Source organism: Xanthomonas bonasiae (genome assembly GCF_014836395.1).
Lineage (GTDB): Bacteria > Pseudomonadota > Gammaproteobacteria > Xanthomonadales > Xanthomonadaceae > Xanthomonas_A > Xanthomonas_A bonasiae.
Window position 1 is genome coordinate 66,795 of the sequence record NZ_JACSQX010000016.1, and the last position, 25,294, is coordinate 92,088.

The 25,294-nt window shown below is 69.3% G+C and carries 18 protein-coding genes; all 18 read right to left on the minus strand.

Annotation, left to right across the window (positions count from 1 at the left end):
- Positions 1-222: 222 nt before the first annotated feature.
- Entirely contained in the window at positions 223-2,388 is a 2,166-nt protein-coding gene (locus H9658_RS20500) for a methyl-accepting chemotaxis protein (RefSeq protein WP_191826753.1), read from the minus strand.
- 313 nt (positions 2,389-2,701) lie between these two features.
- Positions 2,702-4,933: a methyl-accepting chemotaxis protein gene (locus H9658_RS20505; RefSeq protein ID WP_191826754.1), complete on the minus strand. Its 2,232-nt coding sequence runs from the start codon at positions 4,931-4,933 to the stop codon at positions 2,702-2,704.
- A gap of 600 nt (positions 4,934-5,533) precedes the next feature.
- On the minus strand, positions 5,534-7,534 hold the full coding sequence (locus tag H9658_RS20510) for a chemotaxis protein CheA (RefSeq protein ID WP_179564474.1): 2,001 nt from the start codon (positions 7,532-7,534) through the stop codon (positions 5,534-5,536).
- A 34-nt stretch (positions 7,535-7,568) separates the two neighbouring features.
- Positions 7,569-7,934 (minus strand): response regulator, encoded by a 366-nt coding sequence (locus H9658_RS20515; RefSeq protein ID WP_003470902.1) that lies wholly within the window; start codon positions 7,932-7,934, stop codon positions 7,569-7,571.
- Complete coding sequence (locus H9658_RS20520) at positions 7,931-8,239, minus strand: STAS domain-containing protein (RefSeq protein WP_074375519.1); 309 nt, start codon at positions 8,237-8,239, stop codon at positions 7,931-7,933. The genes H9658_RS20515 and H9658_RS20520 overlap by 4 nt, the downstream gene beginning before the upstream one ends.
- Positions 8,240-8,529: 290 nt before the next feature.
- Positions 8,530-9,888, minus strand: a complete 1,359-nt coding sequence (locus H9658_RS20525) for a chemotaxis protein CheW (protein ID WP_191826755.1) — start codon at positions 9,886-9,888, stop codon at positions 8,530-8,532.
- On the minus strand, positions 9,885-10,673 hold the full coding sequence (locus H9658_RS20530) for a ParA family protein (RefSeq protein WP_191826756.1): 789 nt from the start codon (positions 10,671-10,673) through the stop codon (positions 9,885-9,887). Before H9658_RS20530 ends, H9658_RS20525 begins: the two co-directional genes overlap by 4 nt.
- Positions 10,673-11,662, minus strand: a complete 990-nt coding sequence (motD, locus tag H9658_RS20535) for a flagellar motor protein MotD (protein WP_191826757.1) — start codon at positions 11,660-11,662, stop codon at positions 10,673-10,675. Before motD ends, H9658_RS20530 begins: the two co-directional genes overlap by 1 nt.
- Positions 11,663-11,672: 10 nt before the next feature.
- The gene (locus H9658_RS20540; RefSeq protein ID WP_179564482.1) at positions 11,673-12,413 is read right to left on the minus strand and encodes a flagellar motor protein; all 741 of its coding nucleotides are present in this window, start codon (positions 12,411-12,413) and stop codon (positions 11,673-11,675) included.
- Positions 12,414-12,735: 322 nt separating this feature from the next.
- Positions 12,736-14,469: a chemotaxis protein CheA gene (locus H9658_RS20545; protein WP_179564484.1), complete on the minus strand. Its 1,734-nt coding sequence runs from the start codon at positions 14,467-14,469 to the stop codon at positions 12,736-12,738.
- A 4-nt stretch (positions 14,470-14,473) separates the two neighbouring features.
- A complete protein-coding gene (locus H9658_RS20550; RefSeq protein ID WP_179564486.1) occupies positions 14,474-15,082 on the minus strand; it encodes a protein phosphatase CheZ in 609 nt (202 codons plus the stop codon).
- Positions 15,082-15,474, minus strand: coding sequence for a chemotaxis response regulator CheY (gene cheY / locus H9658_RS20555; RefSeq protein WP_010341542.1), 393 nt, complete (start codon positions 15,472-15,474; stop codon positions 15,082-15,084). The genes H9658_RS20550 and cheY overlap by 1 nt, the downstream gene beginning before the upstream one ends.
- Before the next feature lie 18 nt (positions 15,475-15,492).
- Complete coding sequence (locus H9658_RS20560) at positions 15,493-16,242, minus strand: RNA polymerase sigma factor FliA (protein WP_179564488.1); 750 nt, start codon at positions 16,240-16,242, stop codon at positions 15,493-15,495.
- Positions 16,239-17,123: a MinD/ParA family ATP-binding protein gene (locus H9658_RS20565; protein WP_179564490.1), complete on the minus strand. Its 885-nt coding sequence runs from the start codon at positions 17,121-17,123 to the stop codon at positions 16,239-16,241. The genes H9658_RS20560 and H9658_RS20565 overlap by 4 nt, the downstream gene beginning before the upstream one ends.
- Complete coding sequence (gene flhF, locus H9658_RS20570; RefSeq protein ID WP_191826758.1) at positions 17,110-18,771, minus strand: flagellar biosynthesis protein FlhF; 1,662 nt, start codon at positions 18,769-18,771, stop codon at positions 17,110-17,112. The genes H9658_RS20565 and flhF overlap by 14 nt, the downstream gene beginning before the upstream one ends.
- A 175-nt stretch (positions 18,772-18,946) precedes the next feature.
- Positions 18,947-21,010 (minus strand): flagellar biosynthesis protein FlhA, encoded by a 2,064-nt coding sequence (gene flhA, locus H9658_RS20575; RefSeq protein WP_179565589.1) that lies wholly within the window; start codon positions 21,008-21,010, stop codon positions 18,947-18,949.
- Between the two features lie 17 nt (positions 21,011-21,027).
- Positions 21,028-22,158, minus strand: coding sequence for a flagellar biosynthesis protein FlhB (gene flhB, locus H9658_RS20580; protein WP_179564494.1), 1,131 nt, complete (start codon positions 22,156-22,158; stop codon positions 21,028-21,030).
- 100 nt (positions 22,159-22,258) lie between these two features.
- Positions 22,259-25,156, minus strand: coding sequence for a ligand-binding sensor domain-containing diguanylate cyclase (locus H9658_RS20585; RefSeq protein ID WP_225210150.1), 2,898 nt, complete (start codon positions 25,154-25,156; stop codon positions 22,259-22,261).
- Positions 25,157-25,294: the final 138 nt, after the last annotated feature.

The window sequence follows — 25,294 nt, forward strand, 5'->3', positions numbered from 1 at the left end:
TGACGCCTTTATCCGGCTGGCCAGTGGCACGCGACGGCGTGCGGTTGTGGCTTGCCGCACAATGGCCGTGTGCGGCGAATCCCAGCACGGGGTAAGTCGGCACTGTGTCCCAGAACGCGATTCGGCCGCGGGGGTCCGCGGCCGATCGGTGTCGCATTGCGCTGGGTCAGGTGGCGGCTGGACTTGCGATCGCCGCCATTCCTGTCTGGCTGGGCCTGGCGTCTATGCCTGACGCAATTGCGTCGGCTGTGCCGGCAGGTTGCGCAGGGCGGCCCGGCTGGCCGGCGCGGCGTTGGCCGCCTCGAGCTTGAACACCGCCACGGCTTCGGTGAGCTGGCCGGCCTGGTCTTCCATCGACCGCGCCGCGGCCGTGGCTTCTTCCACCAGCGCAGCATTCTGCTGCGTCGCTTCGTCCATCTGGGTCACGGTCTGGTTGACCTGTTCGATGCCGGCGTACTGCTCCTGCGAGGCGGCGGAGATCTCGCCCATGATGTCGGTGACGCGCTGCACCGAGGACACGATCTCGGTCATGGTCTGGCCGGCCTGGCGCACCAGCGTCGAGCCCTCGGCGACGCGGGTCACCGACTCGTCGATCAGGCTCTTGATCTCCTTGGCCGCACCGGCCGAGCGCTGGGCGAGGGTGCGCACCTCGCTGGCGACCACGGCGAAACCGCGACCCTGTTCGCCGGCACGCGCCGCTTCCACCGCGGCATTCAAGGCGAGGATATTGGTCTGGAACGCGATGCCGTCGATGACGCTGATGATGTCGGCGATCTTCTTCGACGAAGTCTCGATGCCGCTCATCGTGGTGACGACCTGGCCGACCACCTCGCCGCCTTGCGAGGCGACCGTGGCGGCGCCGACCGCGAGCTGGTTGGCCTGGCGCGCATGCTCGGCGTTCTGCTTGACGGTCGAGGTCAGTTCTTCCATCGACGCGGCAGTCTCTTCCAGGCTGGCGGCCTGCTGCTCGGTGCGCCGCGACAGGTCGTCGTTGCCGGCGGCGATCTCGGTGGCGGCGGCATTGATGCTGACCGCCGCGGTCTGGATGCGGCCGACGATGCCGGTCAACTGATCGGCGGTGGCGTTGGCGTCGTCGCGCATCCGCGCGAACACGCCATGGAACTCGCCGTGCATGCGCGCGGTCAGGTCGCCGGCGGCGATCGACTGCAGCAGCGCGGAGAGCTTGCCGAGGTTGCGGTCGCTGACCTCCATCATGGCGTTGAGGCCTTGCACCATTGCCTGGAAGTCGTGCTGGAAGTGATCGGCATCGCCACGCGCACTGAAGTCGCCAGCGGCGGCCGCCGCGGCCAGGCGCTTGATCTCGGTGTTGATCGCCAGCAGGCTGGCCTTGGCCGCATCCATCGATTCGTGCAGCACCGCGCGGCTGCCGGGCAGGCGCCGGGCGTCGCGGCGCAGGTCGCCGTTGGCGTATTCGTTGAGCACCGCGATCGCATCGACGATCGCGTCCAGGTGCTCGAACATCATGGTGTTGATGCCCTTGCTCAGGTCGCCGTACACGCCGGGGAAATCCAGCGGCATGCGATGGGTCATGTCCTTGTCGGCATGCAGTTCGATCATCAGCGCGGTCTCGCTGGAGAAGCGCTGCAGCTGCGTCTGCATCTTGTCCATCGCGTTGAGCAGGCGGCCGGGCTCGTCGCGGGCCTGGGTACTGACGTCGTTGTCCAGGCGGCCGTTGGCGATCGCCTCGGCGGCGCGGGTGGCGCGGTTCAGCGGCTGGGTCAGGCTGCGGGTGATCAGCCAGGCCAGCAGGCTGCTGGCCAGCACCGCGGCGATGCCGCCGCCGATCAGCATCGCGCGGCCGCGTTCGATATGGCCGACCGCGGTCGCATGCGCCTCCTTGCTGAGCTGGTTCTGCAGGACCGCGTTCTCGCGGATCTTGGTCTGCCAGGCGAGCGTCGCGGGACGCGATTTTTCGTGGAAGAGTTGCTGCGCCTGAGCATACTCGCCCGCCTTGACGGCTTCGATCACCGCGTTGTTCAGCGGTCGTGCCTTGTTCATCAGGTCTTGGATTTCGGCACGCAGGCGCTTGCCGGCGTCATTGGTCGGCATCGCATAGAGCTTGTCGCGTTCGGTGTTGTAGTGCTGGCGTTCGGTCTGGATCACTGCCAACTCCTTGTCGGCATCGGTGTTGCCGACCTGGGTGGCATACGTTCCCAGCGCCACCAGGATGGCGGAGTTCGCATCCAGCATGCCGTTGGACAGGTTGATCTTCTCGATATTGGAATGGACGATGCTGTCCAATTGCTTGCGCGCGCCGGACATCGCGAACAATCCGGCGGCAACCAGCAGGCCGGAGATGAGGATCAGGATGCCGAATGCTGCTGAGAGTCGATTGCCAACGCTGTAGCGCTGCAGGAATGCGGTCATGTAGCTGGCTCCTTTCGTAGAATGGATTTTAATTCACTAAGCAATAGTATTTTTTTGAAATTGTGAATTTCGTCGTGTTTTGTCTAATTCATAACGGCGGCGTGGTCGGGATCTTTAGCCGGTTGAGCGCATCGCAGCGCACCTGTAGATGGCAGGGTTCGGCTGCCAAGCGCCCGAGTGCCGGGCGGGATGCACCCTGGTCCGCGATCGGCTGCGGCCGGACTGAAGCGCGCGATGCGCCCATGCACACAAAAAAGGCCGTGGGGTGAGCACGGCCGATGGGGCGCTTCGCAGGGCAATGCCCTGGCCTGGCTCAGAAGGTCTGCCAATCCTTCGCGGTGGAGGCTGTCGCTGCCAGCGCCGGCTTGGCGCGTACGGGCAGCTTGCGTGCGGGCACGGCATGCAGGGCCGGACGCGATGCGGCCGAGGTGCGTTGCGGCGAAGGCGCGGCGGCGGCTTCCAGCTTGAACAGGGCGACGGTTTTGGTCAGCTGACCGGCCTGTTCTTCCATCGAACGGGCCGCGGCAGTGGCTTCCTCGACCAGGGCGGCATTCTGCTGCGTCGCTTCGTCCATCTGGGTCACGGTCTGGTTGACCTGTTCGATGCCGGCGTACTGCTCCTGCGAAGCGGCGGAGATCTCGCTCATGATGTCGGTGACGCGCTGCACCGAGGACACGATCTCCTGCATGGTCTGGCCGGCCTGGCCGACCAGGACCGAACCTGCGGCGACACGGCCGACCGAGTCGTCGATCAGGCTCTTGATCTCCTTGGCGGCACCGGCCGAGCGCTGGGCGAGGGTGCGCACCTCGCTGGCGACCACGGCGAAACCGCGACCCTGTTCGCCGGCCCGCGCCGCTTCCACGGCCGCATTCAAGGCCAGGATATTGGTCTGGAAGGCGATGCCGTCGATGACGCTGATGATGTCGGCAATCTTTTTCGACGAGGTCTCGATGCCGCTCATGGTGGTCACCACTTGACTCACGACATCGCCGCCCTGGGTGGCGACGGCCGCCGCGCCGACCGCGAGCTGGTTGGCCTGGCGTGCATGGTCGGCATTCTGCTTGACCGTGGAGGTCAGCTCTTCCATCGACGCGGCGGTTTCCTCCAGGCTGGCGGCCTGCTGCTCGGTGCGGCGCGACAGGTCGTCGTTGCCGGTCGCGATCTCGCTGGCGGCGGCGTTGATGCTGATCGCGGCGGTCTGGATGCCGCCGATGATGTCGGTCAATTGCGCGACCGTGGTATTGGCATCGTCGCGCATCGTGGCGAACACACCCTGGAACTCGCCGTGCATGCGTGCGGTCAGGTCGCCTTCGGCGATGGAGCGCAACAGCGTGGACAGCTTGCCCAGGTTGCTGTCGCTGGCCTCCAGCATCGCGTTGAGATCCTGCACCATCACCCGCGAATCGTACTGGAACCGTCCGGCATCGCCGCGGGCACTGAAGTCGCCGGCGGCCGCCGCTGCCGCCAGGCGCTTGATCTCGGTGTTGATCGCCAGCAGGCTGGCCTTGGCCGCGTCCATCGATTCGTGCAGGACCACCCGGCTGCCCGGCAGGCGCCGCGCATCGCGGCGCAGGTCGCCGATCGCGTACTCGTTGAGCACCGCGATCGCATCGACGATGGCATCCAGGTGCTCGAACATCATGGTGTTGATGCCTGCGCCGAGCTCGCCGTACACGCCCGGGAAATCCGACGGCATGCGGTGGGTCATGTCCTTGTCCGCGTGCAGTTCGATCATCAGCGCGGTTTCGCTGGAGAAGCGTTGCAACTGGGTCTGCATGCGATCCATTGCATCGAGCAGGCGGCCGGTCTCGTCGCGCGCCTGGGTCTTCGCATCGTTGTCCAGGCGACCGTCGGCGATCGCCTCGGCAATGCGGATGGCGCGGTTCAGCGGCTGGGTCAGGCTGCGGGTGATCATCCAGGCCAGCAGGCTGCTGACCAGCAGCACGCCGAAGCCCCCGGCGACCATCGTATTGCGCCCGTTCGCCATTGCCCTGGTCGCCGTGGTGTAGGCGATGGCGGCATTCTTGCGCTGGGTGGAAACGGCGTCACGGATGCCTTTTTGCCAGGCGTTCATCGCTGATCCGCCTGTCCCCATCAACATCGCTTGCGCTTCTGCCTGGCGGCCTGCGATGGCGCTGTCGATGATCGCATCGTTCGCTACGCGGGCAATGTCCCGTTGCTTGGACACCAGCGCGCGGTTCGTCATGCCCTGCGCATCGGTGGGCTTGGCGAACAGCACATCGCGGTTGGTGTTGTAGCGCAGGCGCTGGTTATCGATGACGCCCTTGGCAGTGGCGATGTCGTCGGCATCCTTGGCGATGGACAGGTCGCGCAACGCGATCGAGATGCTGTTGTTGGCATCCAGCATCTCGCTCCATAGCCGGATCTTTTCCATGTTGACGTTGACGATGTCGTCGAGCTCGCCGCGCGCTTTGGCGAGGGTGACGAGGCCGGCGGTGACCAGCAGACAGGACAGCAGGATCAAAAGGCCGAAGGCCATCGTCAGCCGGCGGCCGACGTTGTAGCGTTGCAGAAGTGCGTTCATTGCAGAGTTCCAGGAAGCCCGAGGGCACGGAAGATCGGCTGACGTGAGGATGTCAGTTGCGTTTGCGGCGTCCCTGCAGGAAGGCCGCTGTAGCCGCAAGACCGCGCGCCCTGCCCATGGATCCTGGGCATCGCGTCTGGGGTCTGCGGCGTAGCGGTCGTGGCGTCTGAAAAATGGAGCGTCGGCGGCCAGCGTCGGTGTCCGGCCTGCTTTTCTTCGCGCCGGCGATGGTGCCGGCGTTCTTGGGGCGCATGCGGTGGGGTCGTGCGGCCTGCTGCATCGCCGCTGCAGCCTGCGCGATCGGCGCCCGATCCCGGCGAAGCGGGTCGAGCGCAGTTGCGTGTTCGGCTACCTGATTTCTGGTGACTCTGCGGTATGCATCAGGCGCATCCGCGAGCAGGCATCATGCCCTGGGCGTTCTCGGCATTGCACCGAGCCGAACGCCAACGTCGATGTGTTCGACTGCACGGACCCGTCTGCGTCACGACGCGTGGGGAGTCCGTCCAGGATGCGGCGTGTTCCGAAAGCAACGGCTTTGGCCGCGATGTCGTTGGCCGACGACGCGCTGCCGCGTCGTCGGCGGTGCATCGACCGAAGCGATCAGGCCGCTTGCGGCACCTTCAGCGAACGCACCAGCCCGCCGATGTCCACGATCAGGGCGACGCGGCCGTCGCCGAGGATGGTTGCGCCGGAGATGCCGCCGATGCGCCGGTAGTTGTTCTCGATGTTCTTGACCACCACCTGCTGCTGGCCGACCAGTTCGTCCACTTCCAGCGCGATCTTCTGGCCGTCTGCCTCGACCACCACCACCAGCGGCTCGGCCTGCTCGGTGCGGCCGTAGCCGTACGAATCGCTGAGCGAGAGGATCGGCAGGTATTCGCCGCGGACCCGCAACACGCGGCCTTCGCCGGCCATGCTGCGGATGTCGTCGGGCTGCGGCTGCAGCGCTTCGAGCACGTAGGCCAGCGGCAGGATCAGGGTCTCGCCGGCGACCGACACGGTCATGCCGTCCAGGATCGCCAGGGTCAGCGGCAGGCGGATCAGCACGCGGGTGCCGCGGCCGGAATTGCTTTCCAGCTGCACTTCGCCGCCCAGGCCCTGGATGTTGCGGCGGACCACGTCCATGCCCACGCCGCGGCCGGACAGGTCGGTGACCGCGTCGGCGGTGGAGAAGCCGGGGGCGAAGATCAGGTCCCACACCTGCGCGTCGGTGGGGTTGTCCGGCACGCTCAGGCCGCGTTCGGCGGCCTTGGCCAGGATGCGGTCGCGGTTGAGGCCGGCGCCGTCGTCGCTGACTTCGATGACGATGTGCCCGCCCTGGTGCGAGGCGGCCAGGGTGATGGTGCCGGTCTCGTCCTTGCCGGCGGCGCGGCGCGCTTCCGGCATTTCCAGGCCGTGGTCGATCGAATTGCGCACCAGGTGCACCAGCGGATCGGCGATCTTCTCGATCAGGCCCTTGTCCAGTTCGGTGCCTTCGCCGATGGTGCGCAGCCGCACCTGCTTGCCGAGGCGGGTGGACAGGTCGCGGACCAGGCGCGGGAAGCGGCGGAACACCGCGTCCACCGGCAGCATGCGCACGCCGATCACCGCTTCCTGCAGGTCGCGGGTATTGCGTTCGAGCAGGTCCAGGCCGGCGAACAGGCGCTCGGCATGGGCCGGGTCGAGATCGCCGGAGACCTGCTTGAGCATGGCCTGGGTGATGACCAGTTCGCCGACCAGGTTGATCAGCGCATCGACCTTGTCGACGCTGACCCGGATCGAGCTTTCCGCTTCGTGCGCGGCGGCGGCGTTGCCGGCCGGCGCATTGGCGGCCACGGCAGCGGCCGGCGCGGCGGTTGCGCTGGCCGGCGGCTGCGCCAGGGTCGGGGCGGGCGCGCTGGCCAGGCTCGGCGGCGGCACCGCGCGGATGTCCAGTTCGCAATCGTCGATCACCCAGGCGAAAGTGTCTTCGATCGCGCTGCGCGGGATCTTGCCGACCAGGCCCAGGTCCCAGGCCAGGTAGGCCTCGAGCGGGTCGAGGTCGCTGAAGCCGGGCAGGCGCGCGGTGCGGCAGGCGACCTGCAGCGGGCCGAGGTGTTCGAGTTCGCGGATGATGCGCAGTGGGTCGTTGCCGCTCATGAACAGCGACGGCGCCGGGGTGAAGCCGATCTGCCAGGCTTCCGGTTCGGCCGGCTGGTTGGCGGCCGGGGTCGCGGCGGGCGCGGCGGCGGCGTTGCCGTTGAGGGCCTGCTGCAGGCGGTCGTGCACCGCCTTGACCGCGACCGGATCGGCCGGGGTGCCGTGCTCGGCTTCGCGCAGCAAGGCGCGCAGCACGTCCACCGACCCCAGGATCGCATCGATCGCGTGCGCTTCCACCTCGCGCTTGCCCGAGCGCAGCTCGTCGAGCAGCGTCTCCAGCACGTGGGTCAGGCCGGCCATCGCCTCGAAGCCGAAGGTGGCGGCGCCGCCCTTGATCGAGTGCGCGGCGCGGAACACCGAGTTGATCACTTCGGGATCGCGGTTGCCTTCTTCCAGCGACAGCAATCCGGCTTCCATCGCGTCCAGCCCTTCGCGGCTCTCCTCGAAGAAGGTGGCGTGGAAACGTTGCAGGTCCATGCTCATGGGCGGGGAATCCGGAAAAAGGGTGGAGAGGAAATCAGCCCAGGACTTTCTGGACGGTGGCGATCAGCTGTTCCGGGTTGAACGGCTTGACCAGCCAGCCGGTGGCGCCGGCGGCCTTGCCTTCGGACTTCTTGTCCGCCGCCGACTCGGTGGTCAGCATCAGCATCGGCGTGAACTTGTAGTCCGGCAGCTGGCGCAGCGCGCGGATCAGCGAGATGCCGTCCATGTTCGGCATGTTGACGTCGGTGACCACCGCGTTGAAGCGCTGGCCCTGGGCGCGGCCGAGGGCGACCTGGCCGTCTTCGGCTTCCTCGACCGCGAAACCGGCCGAAGTGAGGGCAAAGGAGACCATCTGGCGCATCGACGCCGAATCGTCCACCACCAAGATACGTGCGCTCATGCGGCGTTCTCCACAGATTTCAGGTTGTCAGGGGTTGCAGGAAGGCCCAGCGATGCGCTGACCCCTAGCAGGCGTGCCGCGTCGCGGAACGTGTCGTTGCAGGTTGCGAACACAGTGCTCTTGCCGTCCTTCCGACGTGCATCGACGAATGCGCACAGCACCTGCACGGATGCGGTATGGATGCGGCGGACCTCGCCGGCGTCCAGCTGCAGCTCGTCGTCCGACGCCAGGAACGGGGTCAGCCGTTGTTTCAGGTCGGCGCTGGTCTCGATGCCGAGATCTTCGCCAAGGGTCACTGTGCTCATCATTGCTCCGCACGGAATGGTTCTAGGGCAGATAACGGCCAATGCGCGGGAAGCTTTAGCGGCGCATCGGGAAAGTGCGGCAGGGTTGGCAGTTGCCGGCCGCCGCTGCCACGGCGCATCGCCGCTGGCTCGGGGCCTGGGTTGGGCGCGCGCCGCACACGGCCACTGGCCGTGCGGCGCCCGGGCGCGCACGGCACTGCGCCGTTGCGGGGCGCCTGCCGGCACAGGTTCCCTTGCTGGCCCGGCTTGCCGCACACGTGCGCAAGCACGGCGGGCCTGCCCTCGTGCGCTCAGTGCAGCAGTTGCTCGGCGTCGAGCAGGATCATCGGCTGCGGCCCCAGCCGCGCCACGCCGCGGAACAGGTGGTTGGAGATGCGGCAGATGCGGGCGTTGTCCGGCGGCTCGATCTGCTGGTCGGTGAGGCTGGCCACGTCCTCGACCGCGGACACGCGCAGGCCCAGGGTCTCGCCGTTCTCTTCCAGCACCACCACCCGGGTCAGCATGTCCATCTCGATCGGCGCGGCGCCCAGGTGGATGCCCAGGTCGATCACCGGCACCACCTGGCCGCGCAGGTTCATGATCCCCAGCATCGCCGTCGGGGTGCCGCGCAGCGCCAGCAGCGGCACCGGCAGCACCACTTCCTGCACCTTCAGCAGTTCCAGCGCATAGGCCTGTTCGCCGCAGCGCAGGCGCAGCCAGCGGGTGCTGCGGTCCGGCGCGCGACGCTGGTGCGGGGAGGCTTCGTGGGGGGCGCTCGGGGCCATGAACGCCTGTAGGTTGGGCGGCAGCCGCGATCCCGCGGCCTGCGCACGCTCGGCCTCGACGCGGCGTTCCGGCGGCACCGCCATCGGCGGGCGCTTGACCGCACGCGCGGCGGCGGCGTCGTCTTCCGCGGCCAGGTCGCGCGGCGGCGCGGCGGCGCGTTGCATCTCCATCGCCGCGACCACCTCGAGATCGGCCTCACGGTCGGCGGCGGACGGCGCCTGCTGCGACATGATGCCGGCCAGGGCCGGGTCGGAATCGGCTTCGGCCAGTACCGCGGCGGCGATTTCTTCGGCGGTCGGGCCAGCCGGCTTGGGTGCCAGGGCCTGCTGCGACATGATGCCGGCCAGGGCCGGATCGGCGTCGGCTTCGGCCAGCACCGCGGCAGCGAGTTCTTCCGGGGTGGGGCCGGCCGGCTTGGGCGCCAGGGCCTGCTGCGACATGATGCCGGCCAGCGCCGGGTCGGCGTCGGCTTCGGCCAGTACCGCGGCGGCGAGTTCTTCCGGGGTCGGGCCAGCCGGCTTGGGCGCCAGGGCCTGCTGCGACATGATGCCGGCCAGGGCCGGATCGGCGTCGGCTTCGGCCAGTACCGCGGCGGCGAGTTCTTCCGGGGTCGGGCCGGCCGACTTGGGCGTCAGGGCCTGCTGCGACATGATGCCGGCCAGGGTCGGATCGGAATCGGCTTCGGCCAGCACCGCGGCAGCGATGTCCTCCGCGGAGGGGACCACCGGCGCGGCGGCCTCGACGGCGCGCACCGGTTCCGGTTCCGGCGTCGCTGCGGCGCTGGCCGCGGCGAGCGTGGCCTGGCGTTCGGCGTCGCGCTCTTCGGCGATCACGTCGTGCAGCAGGCCTTCCAGATAGTCGTCGATGACCCCGGGCGTGTTCATGCGGCCTGCTCCTGCTCCATGGGCGTGGCGTCGCTGGCGATCAGCCATTCCAGCGCGCGGCGGTAGGCGGCCAGGCCGCGGCCGGGGTAGTCGCCGGGGACGCCGGCCACCGTCAACGCCTTGACGTTGCAGATCTTGGTGTCGACCGGGATCGCGTCTTCCCAGACCCGCTCGCCGTAGCTGTCCTGCATCTGCCGCAAGGTGTCGTTGCCGGCGCGGGTGCGCTTGTCGAACAGGGTCGGCAGGATCGAGGCGGGCAGGGGACGGCGGCGCGAGCGCTCGACCATGTCCACGGTGCGGACCATGCTGGCCAGGCCGTGCAGCGCCAGCGGCTCGGCCTGGGTCGGGATGATCACCCGGTCGGCCGCGGCCAGCGCGTTGATCATCAGCAGGCCCAGGGTCGGTGGGCAATCGAGCAGGATGTAGTCGTGCTGGCCGGCATGCCGCGCCATCGCCTGCTGCAGCGCCAGGCCCAGCCCGGGCTGGTTAGCGCTGCGCCGCTCCAGCGTGGCCAGCGCGGTCTGCCCGCAGACGTAGCTGAGGCGTTCGATGGCGCTGCCGCGGGCCAGCGCGGCCAGGTCGCTCGGCGGCGTGGCGAACAGGTCCAGCACGCCGCTCGGCGGCGGGTCCTGCGGCACGTCGAAGGCGCGGGTCAGCGAGGCGTGCGGATCGAGATCCAGCATCAGCACGCGGTGGCCGAGCATGGCCAGGCCACGGCCCAGCGCCAGCGTGGTCGTGGTCTTGCCCACGCCACCCTTCTGGTTGGCAATCGCCCAGATGCGCATCAGTTCACTCCTTCAATGGCGGCAGGTACCGCGCGGGACGGGCCGGCATTGCCGGCGGCCGCCGCGGCGGAATGTAGCGGGGTCGCCGGCGCGGCGCCGGCGGTATCGGTCAATCGGTCTTGCGGCGTCGGCGTGCCGGCCGCGGCGACGGGCGCCGTGCCGCTGCCGCTGTCGGGACCGCCGGCGTCGGCCAGGATCACCAGCACCACGCGGCGGTTGGCGTTGCGGCCGGCCTGGCTGTCGTTGTCGGCCCGCGGGCGGAACTCGCCGTAGCCGATCATCGACAGCCGCGACGGTTGCAGGCCCTGGTCGGCGAACAGATGCACCACGCTGGCCGCGCGCGCCGCCGACAGTTCCCAGTTCGACGGGAACTGCAGGGTGGCGATCGGGCTGTTGTCGGTATAGCCCTCCACGCGCACGCCGTTGGGCACCGGCACCAGCACCTGCGCCAGCTGCGCCAGGGTGGCGCGGGCGCTCTGGTCCAGCGACGCGGAGCCGGAGCCGAACAGGATGTCGCTGTTGATCTCCACTTCGATCCACAGCCCGGCATGGCGCACGGTGATCAGCTTCTTCTGGATCAGCGGCGCGAGGGCGGCGCCGAGCCGGTCGGCGATGCCGTCGAGCTGGCGCTGCGCGCGCCGCAGCTGCTCCTCGTCGCGCAGCGCGCTGGGCGAGCGCAGCGGCGAGGCCGAGGGCAGCCGGTTCGGGTCGGGCAGGGACAGCGCCGGGCTGGACTTGATCGGGGTCGGGCGCGCGCCGCCCTGGCCCTGCATCAGGTGATCGCCGACCTGCACCGGGCTCATCGTCCGCGGCGCGCCGCCGAAGGCGGTGCTCATCGCGTCGGCCATGACCCGGTACTTGGCCTCGTTGACCGTGGACAGCGCGTACATCACCACGAAGAAGGCGAGCAGCAACGTCATCAGATCGGCATAGGGGATGGCCCATGCCTCATGGTTGACGTGATCTTCGTGCTGACGCTTGCGGGCCATAGTCGTCGGGTCAATGCAAGAAGCCGGCCAGCTTCGATTCGATGTTGCGCGGGTTCTCGCCCTGGGCGATGGCGATGAGCCCTTCGATGATCATTTCGCGCTCGCCGCTGCTGTGCTTGATCACGCTCTTGAGCTTGCTGGCCATCGGCAGGAACAGCAGGTTGGCCGAGGCGATGCCGTAGATGGTGGCGGTGAACGCGGCGGCGATGCCGTGGCCGAGCTTGCTCGGGTCGGCGAGGTTCTTCATCACCGCGATCAGCCCCAGCACCGCGCCGATGATGCCCAGCGTCGGCGCATAGATGCCCATGCCTTCGAACACCTTGGCCGCGGCCAGGTCGCAGTGTTCCTGGCCGTCCAGGTCGATTTCCAGCATGTGCCGGATCGATTCCGGCTCCACCCCGTCGACCAGCATCTGCAGGCCCTTGCGCACGAACGGGTCGTGCTGCTGCTGCACCTGGTTCTCCAGGCCGAGCAGGCCCTGGCGGCGGGCGATGTTGCTCCACTCCACGATCTGCTGCAGCAGCGCCTGGCGATCGCTGGCCGGCGGATGCAGGATCCACTTGGCGATCTGGAACGCGCGCTTGAACACCGCCGGCGGGGTATGCACCAGGATCGCGGCGACGGTGCCCACGATCACGATCACGAACGCGGCCGGCGACCACAGCGCCGACACGCCGGCGCCCTTGAGGATGCTGCCGCCGACCAGCGAGGCGATCGCCAACAGCAAGCCAATGAGACTGAGTTTGTCCATGCAGAAACTATCGGCAGCTAGGGGAGGGACTTGATGGGACGGCCGGGATTGGGGAGTCCGGAGTGGGGATTCGAGGCGCCAGGCCGTCGGCTGTCGAGCCGCGGATCGGCGCGCGCGCGGCACCCTGCAGGAGCGGCTTCAGCCGCGAGGCGTTACCGGTAAGGCGTCGCGGCTGAAGCCGCTCCTACAGGAGCGCGCGGCGGGAAACCGACGTTGAACTTACCGGCAGGTCGATGACACTTTGGGCATCGGATCGCCCGCCGGCGATCCGCACCGGGACCGCCTTCAAATCCCCAATCCCGACTCCCCAATCCCGGCTCTATCAGCTCTTCAACCCGTCCACATCCAGGATCAACGCCAGCCGGCCATCGCCGATCAGGGTCGCGCCGGCGTAGCCGGGCAGGCCGCGCAGTGCGCGCGGCAGCGGCTTGATCACCACTTCCTCGCGGCCGCGGACCTGGTCCACGACCAGGCCCATGCGCGATTCGCCGGCCTGCAGCACCACCACGGTCAGCAGCGGCAGTTCCGGCGCTTCGATGTTCAACCAGTGACGCAGGTCCACCAGCGGCAAGGTGTGCGATTGCCGGTCGAGCACGGCGCGGCCGTCGAACCAGCCCAGCGCGCGGCGCGGCGCGTGCAGCACTTCCACCACACGCGCCAGCGGCAGCGCATAGACGGTGTCGCCGGCCTGCACCAGCAGGGTCGGCAGGATCGCCAGGGTCAGCGGCACGCGGATCAGGAAGCGGCTGCCGCGGCCCAGTTCGGACTGGATCTGGATCTGCCCGCTGAGTTCGCGGATGCGCGACTGCACCACGTCCATGCCGACGCCGCGGCCGGAGATGTCGGTGACTTCGGACTTGGTCGAGAAACCGGGCAGGAACACCAGGTGCAGGCATTCCTCGGTGGTCAGCCGCGCGGCGGCCTCCGGATCGATCAGGCCCTTTTCGCGCGCCTTCTGCCGCAGGCGTTCGGGGTCGATGCCGGCGCCGTCGTCCTGCACTTCGATGCTGACGTAGTCGCCTTCCTGCTGCGCCGACAGGCGCACGTGGCCGCCGCGCGGCTTGCCGGTGGCTTCGCGCAGCGCCGGCGTCTCGATGCCGTGATCGATCGCGTTGCGCACCAGGTGCACCAGCGGATCGGCCAGCGCCTCGACCAGATTGCGGTCCAGTTCGGTGTCGGCGCCGATCAGTTCCAGGTCCACTTCCTTGTTCAGGGAGCGGGCGACGTCGCGCGCGACCTTGGGGAAGCGCGAGAACACCTTGCCGACCGGCTGCATGCGGGTGCGCATCACCGCCGATTGCAGGCGCGAGGTGGCGATGTCCAGGCTGCTGACCGCGCGGTCCAGTTCTTCGTCGCGCAGGCGCACGCGCAGGGTCTTGAGCCGGTTGCGCGACAGCACCAGTTCGCCGATCAGGTTGACGATCGCATCCAGGCGCTTGGTGTCCACGCGCACGGTGTGTTCGGGTTCGGCGGCCTTGCCGGGCGCAGCGGCGGGCTTGGCGCTGGGCGCCGGCCGCGGCGCGGCGGCCGGCACCGGCAGCGCGGCCGGCGCGGCACCGCCGTGCAACTGGTCGAGCAACGCTTCGAATTCGTCGTCGTCGATCATGTCGCCGTTGCCGCCTGCGGCGGGCGGCGGCGCGGCGACGGCGGCCTTGGCGCTGGGCGCGGCGGTCTCTTCGCCGCTGGTGGCGAACTGCGCGATCAGCTGTTGCGGCGCGCGCGGCGGTTCGTTGCCGCTGCCGAACGCGTCGAGCATCGATTGCAGGTAGTCCAGCGACTGCTGCGCGGCGTCGAAGTGCCGCGCCTGCAGGGTGGCCTGGCCGGCACGGGCCTGGCCCAGGGTGTCCTCGGCGGCGTGGCACAGCTCGACCATCGGGGTGATCGCCAGGAACCCGGCGCCGCCCTTGAGCGTGTGGAAACCGCGGAACACCGCGTTGAGCTGGTCGCTGTCCTCGGGCGCCTGCTCCAGCGACACCAACTGCTCGCCGAGCCGGTCCAGGATTTCCTGGGCCTCGATGATGAAGTCGGCAGCGATGTCGTCGGGCACGGCGCTCATCGGATTACAGCCCCAGTCCGGACAGCAGGTCGTCGGCGTCGTTCTGCGACACGCCGTGGCGGTCCAGCCCGGCCAGCGCCGGGCCGGCCAGGCTGCCGTCGGGCTTCTTGTCTTCCTTCGGCGGCAGGCCGAGCGCGCCGAAGCCCTCGTGCACGCGGCGCACGATGGTCGCCACGCGGCGGATGATCTGCCCGGTCAGGTCCTGGAAGCTCTGCGCCAGGGCCATCTCGGTGAGGTTGTGGCGGATCTTGTCGAGGATCTCGCCCTGGTCGCCGGTCAGGCCGCCGGCGCGCAGCTGGTCGGCCAGCGCGCGGCATTCCTCGGCCAGGTCCAGGGTGCGGTGGCTGGCCTGTTCGGTCATCGCCACCACGTGGTCCAGGCGCGAGCAGGCGTCGTCCAGCTCGCCGGCTTCGGAGGGAATGGTGGGCAGCTCGCCGAGCGCCTGGCCCAGGTCGCGCGCCAGCCGGCTCAGGCCCTGCATCATCGGCCGCGTGCGCCACGCGGCGAGCGTGTCGATTTCCTTGCGCCAGGCGGTTTCGTCGCCGCGCTCCAGTGCGTCCAGCGCACCTTGCAGGCGTTCGATCAGGGCGCTGCGTTCGGCGGTGGCTTGCATCAGGCGGTCGCTCCCAGGCGTTCGAAGATCTTGCCCAGCTTCTCCTGCAGCGTCTGCGCGGTGAACGGCTTGATGATGTAGCCGTTCACGCCGCACTGCGCCGCCTCGATGATCTGCTCGCGCTTGGCCTCGGCGGTCACCATCAGCACCGGCAGGTGCTTGAGCTTGTCGTCGGCACGGATGTTGCGCAGCAGGTCGATGCCGGTCATGCCGGGCATGTTCCAGTCGGTGACCACGAACTCGAACGGTGCCGAGCGCAGTGCCGCCAGCGCACTGTTGCCGTCTTCGGCCTCTGCAGTGTTGGTGAAGCCCAGATCGCCGAGCAGATTCTTGACGATGCGCCGCATCGTCGAGAAATCGTCCACGATCAAAATCCGCATGTTCTTGTTCACCGCTAACTCCCTTGGGTCTTATTCTTCGTCTTCCAGGCCGGCGTCCGCCGCTTCGAACGCTTTCAAGCGTCCGCGCAAGCGTACCGTGGCCTGGCCGTGGATCTGGCAGACGCGCGACTCGCTGACACCGAGCACCGCGCCGATTTCCTTCAAGTTCAATTCTTGTTCGTAGTACAGCGACAGTACCAGCTGCTCGCGCTCGGGCAGCTGCGCGATCGCCTTGCCCAGTTCGCGCCCGAACTCGCTGCGCTCCAGCATCTGCTGCGGATTGGGCCCGCCCTTGGCGATGGTGTCCAGTTCGCCGTGGTCTTCGACCCGCGACTCCAGGCTCAGCACCTGGCCGCGCGCGGCATCTTCCATCAATCGCAGGTATTCGGGAAGCGGCATGTCCATCGCCGCGGCCACTTCGTTGGCGGCGGCGGCGCGGCCGGTGCTCTGCTCGATCTTGCGGATCGCCGAGGCGGCGTCGCGGGCGCGGCGGTGCACCGAACGCGGCACCCAGTCGCCGCGGCGGATCTCGTCGATCATCGAGCCGCGGATGCGGATCGAGGCGTAGGTCTCGAACGAGGCGCCCTGGTCGGCGTCGTAGCTGCGCGAGGCCTCGATCAGGCCGATCATGCCGGCCTGGATCAGGTCGTCGATCTCGACGCTGGCCGGCAGCCGCGCCGCCAGGTGGTGGGCGATGCGCCGCACCAGGTCCGAATGCTGGGCGATGTAGTCGTTGGAACTGTTGCGCTGCACGGCGCGGTACTGGGCGGCGGCGTTCATGCGGCGACCCCCCGCTGGATGATCCGTTCGACGAAGAACTCGACGTTGCCGCGCGGCACGGTCGGCGCCTGCCAGCGCGAGGTGCGGCGGGCGATCTCGGCGATCGCCTGCGCCGACGGGCTGGACGGGTAGGCCTTGACCACCGGCTGCTGGCGCTGCACCGCCAGGCGCAGCCAGTCGTCCTGCGGCACGCAGCCCAGGTAGTTCAGCGACACGTCGCCGAGGAACTTCTCGCACACCCGGCTCAGCTTGTCGTACAGCAGGCGGCCTTCGTTGAGGTCGCGGACCATGTTGGCGACGATCTGCACCCGGTCCACGCCGCGTTCGCGCGACAGCACCTTGATCAGCGCGTAGGCGTCGGTGATCGAGGCCGGCTCGTCGCAGACCACCACCACCGCGTCCTGCGCGGCCTGGCAGAAGGTCAGCACGCTGTCGGTGATGCCGGCGGCGGTGTCGATGATCATCACGTCCAGCTCGCGCTTGAGCTCGGAGAACACGTTGACCAGGCCGACGTGCTGGGCCGGCGGCAGCTCGGCCATGTGCCGGCGACCGGAGGCGGCGGGCACCACCATCAGCCCGTTGGGCATGTCGATCAGCACCTCTTCCAGGGTGCAGCGCCCGGCGACCAGGTCGGCCAGGGTGAACTTGGGGGTCAGCCCGAGCAGCACGTCGACGTTGGCCAGGCCGAGGTCGGCGTCCAGCAGCAGGGTGCGCTTGCCCATGTCGGCCAGCGCCATCGACAGGTTGACCGAGATGTTGGTCTTGCCGACGCCGCCCTTGCCGCCGGTCACGGCGATCGTGCGCACCGGGCCGAGCGGTTCGCTGCGCGTTGCCGACAGGGGGAAGGCATTGGTCAGATTGGCGTAATCACGCGACGGCATGGTTCTGCTCCGGAGTACAGGGCTTATCGGCAGCGCGCCGCAAATCTTCAAGGCGCAATACCAGGCTGGCGGCGTTGGCGCGGTGCAGGTCGTCCGGCACGCGCTGACCATCGGTCACCCAGGTGATGGGAAGCCGGTGGTCCGCGACCACCGACAGGGCACTGCCAAACCGCCCGGTTTCATCCAGCTTGGTCAAGATCACCCCCTGCGGATCGGCGCCGGCAAACCGGCGCACCACCTCGTCCAGGTCGGAGAAATGAGCGTTGGCAGGGAGTACTAGCAAGGACCGGACCACTCGCGAGGCGCGCAGCCAGTGCAGCTGTGCGGCCAGGGCGCGGTCGCGCTGGCCCATGCCGGCGGTGTCGATCAGCACCAGCTTGTAGTCGCGCAGGCGCTCCAGCAGCTGCTGCAGGGCGGCGTCGCTGTCGGCCTCGTGCACGGCGATGCCGAGCTGGCGGCCGTAGCTGTGCAGCTGTTCGCGGCCGCCGACGCGGATGGTGTCGGTGGTGACCAGGGCCACGTCGCGGGCGGCGTGGCGCTCCAGGAAGCGCGAGGCCAGCTTGGCGATGGTGGTGGTCTTGCCGGCGCCGGTGGGGCCGATCAGGGCGATCACGCCGCCTTCCTCGATCGGGTCCAGCGGGGCGATCGGCAGGCGCTTGGACAGCAGCCCCAGCATCAGCCCGCGGCCGCGGTGCAGCTCCAGGTCGGCGGGGATCTGCATCACCACGTCGCGGGTCAGGCCGCTGTCGAAGCCGTAGTCGTCCATCAGCTCCAGCGCCTGGGCGCGCACCGGCGAGCCGCGCAGGCGTTCGTCGGTGAGCCGGTTCATCTCGCGCTCGATCATCTGCCGCATCAGCGCCAGTTCGTCGCGCAGCTGAGTCAATTGTTCGTCGTTCTGCACGCCGGGGAAGCTCGCCACCGGCGCCAGCGTCGGCGCCGCCGGGATCCCGGCGCTGGCCGCCGGCGCCGCGGCCGGCAGCGGCACCACGTTCGCGGCGCTCGGCGCGGCGGCCGGGGTCAGCGACACGGCGGCGATGTCCTCGAGCCAGGCCGGCACGTCGGCGGCGATCGCGGCGGCGCTGGCAGCGGCGGCCGGGGCGGCGAACGGGCTGGGCATCGGCACGCTGATCGGTGCGTTGCGGAACACGTCCTCGGGAATGCGGAATTCGGCGAAGGGGGCGGCTGGCTGGGCCGGGGCAGGGGCCCGCGGCGCGGCGGCGGGGCGGCTCGGCGCCGGCGCGGTGCCGCCGGGCATCGCCGAAGCGGCGATCGCGGCGGGCTGGGTCAGCGGCCGCGCCGGCGCGGCCTGCGCCACGCTCGCGCTGCTGCCGGCGCCGGCCATGGCCGCGGCCGGCGCGCGGCGCTCGCTGATCGCGGCCATCATCGCCATCGCCGGGTTGGCGGCGGCCTTGGCCGCACGCGGCGCCGGATTGGCGGCCGACACCTGCAGCCGCGGCGCCGCCTCTTCCGGACGCGCCGCGTCCAGCGCCTGCTGCACCAGGGCTTCGTCGTAGTTGCTGGCGGCGACGATCTCGATGCCCTCGTCGGTGCGCCGGTTGGACAGGATCACCGCATCCGGACCGTGCTCGTCGCGGACCATGCGGAACGCGGTGCGCATGTCGGGGGCTACGAAGCGTTTGATCTTCATGGGTGGAAACCGGGATTCGGGAGTGGGGATTGGGGATTGGTCGCGGATGCCGCCATTGCGCGGCTGGCATCCGGTCGCCTTGCTCTGGTTGTCTTCGATCGTTTCACTGCTGTCTCTCTCCGCTCGCGGGACCCGCTGTTGCGAATCCCGATCCCAAATCACCAATCCCTGCCTGTCAGCTGATCGTCCCGACCAGCTTCAGCCGCTTGTCTTCCGGTACCTCGCTGTAGGACAGCACCGACAGCGAGGGGACGCTGTGGCGGACCAGCCTGGCCAGCGCGGCGCGGACTTGCGCCGGGACCAGCACCACCGCCGGTTCGTTGCGGGCTTCCTGCTTGCTGACGCATTCGGCTAGGCTCTGGTGCAGTCGCTCGGCCAGGCCGGGTTCCAGCGCGGCACCGTTGCCTTGGGTAGAGTCTTGCAAGACACGTTCCAATTGCGGGGCCAGGGTGAACACCGGCAGCTCCGCCGACATTCCGGCGATTTCCTGGACGATGAAACGGCCCAGCGCATTGCGCACCGCCGCGGTCAACGCGCCGGGTTCCTGACTCTGCGGGGCGTGCTCGACCAGCGCCTCGACGATCTTGCGCAGCTGCCGCACCGGGATCTTCTCGATCAGCAGGTTCTGCAGCACGCGCACCACCACCGACAGCGGCAGCGCCTTCGGCGTGAGGTCCTCGACCAGCTTCGGCGCGCTCTTGGCCAGGGTGGCCAGCAGCTGCTGCACCTCTTCGTGGCCGAGCAGTTCCGGGGCGTGCTCGCGGATCAGGTGCGACAGGTGGGTGGCGATCACGGTGGCCGGGTCGACCACGGTGTAGCCCATGGTCTCGGCCTGGGCGCGCTGGTGCGGCTGGATCCAGATCGCGTCCAGGCCGAACGCGGGGTCCTTGCCGGCGATGCCGTCGATCTTGCCCAGCGCGCCGCCCGGGTCCAGCGCCAGTTCGCGATCGGGGTGGATGTCGGCGGTGGCCACCGGCACCCCGTGCACCAGCAGGCGGTAGGCGTTGGCCGGCAGCTCCAGGTTGTCGCGGATGTGCACCGGCGGGATCAGGAAGCCGATGTCCTGGGTCAGCTTGCGGCGCACGCCCTTGATCCGTGCCATCAGCTCGCCGCCCTGGGCCTTGTCCACCAGCGGGATCAGCCGGTAGCCGACCTCCAGGCCCAGCGGATCGATCGGGCGCAGTTCGTCCCAGCCCAGTTCGGCGTTGGCCTGCGCGCCGGCGCTGGCCGCCTGCTGCGCCGGATCCGGCTTGGCTTCTTCCGGCAGCAGGCTGCGCTTCCACATCTTCCAGGCCAGCAGGCCCAGGATCAGCGCCAGCGTCAAGAAAGCGACGTTGGGCATGCCCGGGACCAGGCCGACCAGGCCCATGATCGCCGCGGCCACCGCCAGCGCTTTGTGCTGGCCGAACACCTGGCCCATCATCGAGGCGCCCATGTCCTGCGAGCGCGAGGCGCGGGTGACCAGCATCGCCACCGCCGAGGACACCAGCAGCGCCGGCAGCTGCGCCACCAGGCCGTCGCCGATCGACAGCAGGGTGTAGGTGGACGCGGCCTGCGCCACCGGCATGCCGTGCTGCAGGACGCCGACCGCCATGCCGCCGATCAGGTTGATGAACAGGATCAGGATGCCGGCGATGGCGTCGCCGCGGATGAACTTGCTGGCGCCGTCCATCGAACCGTAGAAGTCCGCTTCCTCGCGCACCTCCTCGCGCCGGGCCTTGGCTTCCTCGCGGGTCAGCAGGCCGGCGTTGAGGTCGGCGTCGATCGCCATCTGCTTGCCGGGCATGGCGTCGAGGATGAAGCGCGCGGTCACTTCCGACACGCGCCCGGCGCCCTTGGTGATGACCACGAAGTTGATGATGGTGAGGATCGCGAACACCACGATGCCGACCGCGTAGTTGCCGCCGATCACGAACTCGCCGAAGGCCTCGATGACCTTGCCGGCGGCGCCGTGGCCGTCCTGGCCGTTGATCAGGATCACGCGGGTGGAGGCCACGTTCAGCGCCAGGCGCAGCATCGTGGTCATCAGCAGCACGATCGGGAAGATGCTGAACTCCAGCGGCCGCTTCACGTAGACCACCGCCAGCAGCACCATCAGCGAGATCGCGATGTTGAAGGTGAACAGCGCATCCAGCACCGGCGCGGCCAGCGGCACCACGACCATCGCCAGCATCGCCATCACGATCACCGGCGCGCCCAGGCCGTGCTTGATCATGTCCATCATCTTGCGCGTGTTCATCTGCGCGGCAGGCTGGCTCACGGCTTGCTCCCCGGGGCGAATTCATCGACCTCCAACGGCGGCAACGGCGGCATCGGCCCGCTGCGCCAGGAGCGCAGCTGGTAGACGTAGGAGAGGATCTGGGCCACCGCCGAATACAGTCTCACGGGAATTTCCTTGCCGAGTTGCCCTTCCCGATACAAGGCGCGTGCCAAAGGTGGCGCAGACACCACTGCGACGCGGTGCTGCTCGCCGATCTCGCGGATGCGGAAGGCCAGTTCGTCCACGCCCTTGGCGACCACGGTCGGCGCGCGCATGCGGCCGCTCTCGTACTTCAGCGCCACCGCGTAGTGGGTGGGGTTGACCACCACCACGTCGGCGCTGGGCACCGCCTCCATCATCCGCCGCTGCGACAGCTGCATCTGCATCTGCCGGATGCGGCCCTTGACCTCGGGGCTGCCCTCGCTCTCCTTCATTTCCCGGCGCACTTCGTCGCGGGTCATCATCAGTTTGCGGGTGTAGTTCCACTTCTGGTACGGCGCGTCGATCGCCGCCAGCAGCGCCAGCGCGCCGGCGGTATACAGCAGCAGGTGCAGGGTGAAGCCCAGGCCGTCGCCGATGGCGGTCTCCAGCGGTTGCCGCATCAGGCTGCGCAGGCCGTCCACGTTGTTGGAGATGCACAGCGCGGCGGCGCCGCCGACGAAGCCCATGCGCAGCATCGACTTGAACAGTTCGGCCAGGCTTTCCGGGCCGTACAGCCGGGTCAGTCCGGCCATCGGGTTGAGCCGCTCGAACTTGGGGATCAGCGCCGCCCCGGAGAAGCGCAGGCTGCCCATCAGGATCGGCGCGACGAAGCCGGCCGCCACGCAGATGCCGACCAGCGGCAGGGTCACCCACAGCAGCCCCAGCAGCAGTTCGCCGAAGTGGCCGAACAGCGCGTCCGGGTTGTCGTGCAGGCGCGGATCCGGGCGCAGCGCGCCCTTCATCCAGTTCGCCGCGCCGGCCGCCAGCGAGCCGGACATGCCCATCAGGGCGAAGATGCCGGCGCTGAACACCGCCGCTGTCGCCAGTTCGCGCGAATGCGGGATGTTGCCCTGCTCGCGCGCCTCGCGCAGGCGTTTTTCGGTCGGTTGTTCGGTTTTTTCGGTGCCTTCTTCGTTTTCGGACATGACGGTGAGGCGTGCCGGGCAGGGGGTTCAACCCAGCCTCCTGCAAGGACCGTACCGTTCGCTGCACGGTCGCGTCGCGTCTCCGCCGCGGCGCCTCTGCCTAGTCCTGCTGCAGTTCCACGCGATTGCGTCCCAGGCGCTTGGCCCGGTACAGCGCCTCGTCGGCACGGGCCAGCAACTGCTGCAGGTTCTCGCCCGGCCGGTACCAGGCCACGCCGATCGAGGCGGTGACCGCCAGGTTCTGCGTGCCGACCCGCAGCGGATGCCCGGAGACCGCCACGCGCAGGTCCTGCAGCCGCTCGTGGGACGGGATCGGCAGTCCGGGCAGCACGCCCAGCAGTTCCTCGCCGCCGTAGCGGCCGATCAGGTCCGATTCGCGCAGATTGCTGTTCAGGCGCTGCGCGACCTTGGTCAGTACCGCGTCGCCGATCAGGTGGCCGTGCGTGTCGTTGATGCGCTTGAAGTGGTCCAGGTCGATCATCGCCACCGCCAGCGGCCAGCCTTCGGCCAGGCTGTGCCGCATCTGCGCGGCCAGCGCATCGAGGATGCCGGCGCGGTTGAGCAGGCCGGTCAGGGAGTCGTGCGAGGCCTTCACCGCCAGCGCGGCGCGGGCGATCTCCAGCTCGCGCTTGTCGTGTTCCAGTTCCTGGGTGCGCAGCGCGACCAGGTCGGCCAGGTGGCGCTCGCGCTGGCGCAGGCGGCCCTCGCGCCAATGCAGCGCGGCGATCGCCAGCCCGCCGCCGAGCAGCGCGTACAGCGCCAGCATGGTCTGGCTGCGCCACCACACCGGCGCCACCGAGAACGCCACCCGCACCGGCGCCGAGGCGCTGTGCCGGTAGGCGTCGAGCAACTGCAGTTCGAACGTGTAGTCGCCCGGCGCCAGCGGCGGATGCTCGATCTCGAAGTTGGGCGTGTAGATCCAGCGCGTATGCGCGCCTTCGAAGCGGTAGCGCAGCGAAACCCGGTTGCGGTCGTCGTACAGGTCCGGCGACCCGGCCTCGATGTGCAGCGGCTCCTCGTTCCAGGGCAGGCGCGCGCCGGCGGTGATCGGATGGCCGCCGCGGCTGAATTCGCTCAGCATCACCCCTGGCGCGTTGGCCTGGAACAGGCGCGGCGGGGCCAGGATATGGCTGACGCCCTTGCTGGTACCGATCCACACAGAGCCGTCGTGGTCCTCGAAGAACGCCGATTCGGAGATGTCGTCCCACAGCAGCCCCTGCGACTGGGTCAGGCGCGACCAGCGGCGGCCGTCGTAGACGTCCACGCCCTGGTTGTGGCCGATCCAGATCCAGCCGTTGCGGGTGCGCCGAATCAGGTAGATCTGCAGTTCGCGCTGCTCGGGTTGGGCGCTCGGCCGCAACTGCAGGGTGTCGCCGTCGAGCCGGCCCTGCCACACGCCCGGGTTGTACAGCGCGGCCCAGACCTGGCCGTCTTCCTGGATCAGCAGCTTGCTGACCCACGGCTGCGCCGGCTTGCCGTCCAGCTGCAGCCGGATCGGGGTCCAGGTGTCGCCGCGCAGCCGGAACACGCCGGCCGCGCCGGCCAGCCACAGGGTGCCGTCGCGGCGCTGCTGGATGTCCGAGTACTCGCCGGCGGGCAGTGCCTGCACCCGCTGCGGCACGTCGTCGGACTGCGGCCGCTGCAGCAGGTACAGCCCATCCGCGGCGAGGATCCAGATCCGGCCGTCGGCATCCAGGAACACCCGTCTGATCGAGCCGCCCAGGCGCGGATAGCTGCGCAGCAGGCGGCCGTGGCGATCGTGGTGGCGCAGTTCGCCCAGCGAGCCCAGGCTCCACAGCGATCCGTCCGCCGCGATCTGCAGGCTGATGACCTGCAGCCCGGCATCCGCCAGCCAGGGCTGGAAGCGCTGGTCGGGACGGCGTTGGCGGTTGATGCCGGCTTCGTTGCCGAGCAGCAGCGCGCCGTCGCCGTTGCGCAGGATGCTCCAGGTCGGCGCGGTGCTCATGCCTTGCGAGACGTCCCAGTTCTCGATCCAGCCGTAGCCGTTCCAGCGCACCACGCCTTCGCCGTCCACCGTCATCCACAGGTCGCCGGCGCGGTCGAACAGCAGCACCACGATGCCGCCGTCGGGCAGGCCGTTGCTGCGGTCGAACTGGCGCCAGTGGCCATGTTCCCAGCGCGCCAGGCCCTGGCCGGTGCGGACCAGCACGCGCCCCTGCGGATCGAGCAGGATCTGCGCCTGGCCGACCACCTGGCGCTGGCCGGCGCCGGGCGGGGGCCGCGCGACGAAACGCTCGGCCGCGGCCGGCAACTGCATCACGTGGTGGTCGCCGCGCAGCCACAGCGCGCCGTCGTGGTCGCGCACGACATGGCGCCAGCGATCGGGCGGCAGGCCCTGCGCCTGGCCGTAGACCGTCACCGAACCATCGGCGGCGACCCGGCACAGCTCCTGGTCGCAGCCCAGCCACAGCGTGTCGGCTTCGCTCTGCGCCGCAGCGAGCTTGCCGAGCTGCGGCAGCCGCGCCAGGGTCGCCGCGTCGAACAGCGGCCGCAGCCGCCAGCGGCCGTCGCTGGCGGGCACCGCGCGCAGCGCCTGCTGGCCGTTGAGCAGCACCATGCCCCAGGGGGCGCTGGCCAGGCGCAGCTTGTTCTTGTGCAGCGGTCCGGTCTCCTGCGTGGTCAGCCGGCGCAGTTGGGTGCCGTCGCCGACATAGAGCGCGTCGAAGGTGGCCACCCACAACCGGTGCTCGGCGTCCTCGGTCGCGGCGCTGATGAAATGGCCGCGCTGCCCCTGCAGCGGCACCTGTTCGAAGCGATGGCCATTGAAGCGGTACAGCCCGCTCTCGGTGCACACCCACAGGCTGCCGTCGCCGGTCTGCAGCAGGCAGGTGTCGGCCAGGCCGAGCAGGCCCTGGTCGTGGGCGTAGCGGCGCAACGGAATCGATTGCGCACGGGCGACGCCGGCCGACAGCAGTTCCAGGGCCAGCCACAGCAGCAGGGCCTGCAGCGGCCACAGGCCGCGCCGGCGCGCGCGCATGCCGGGCCCCTCAGCCGCCGCGTGTGCCGCGGCAGTCATCGGCGGGGGCTGGCAGGAAATCCGACATCGCGTGCGGCACCGGGCAAGAAGTGGAGAAGGAGCGCGACCGTTGCGTGCCGTGGTCGCAGCGGTCGGCGG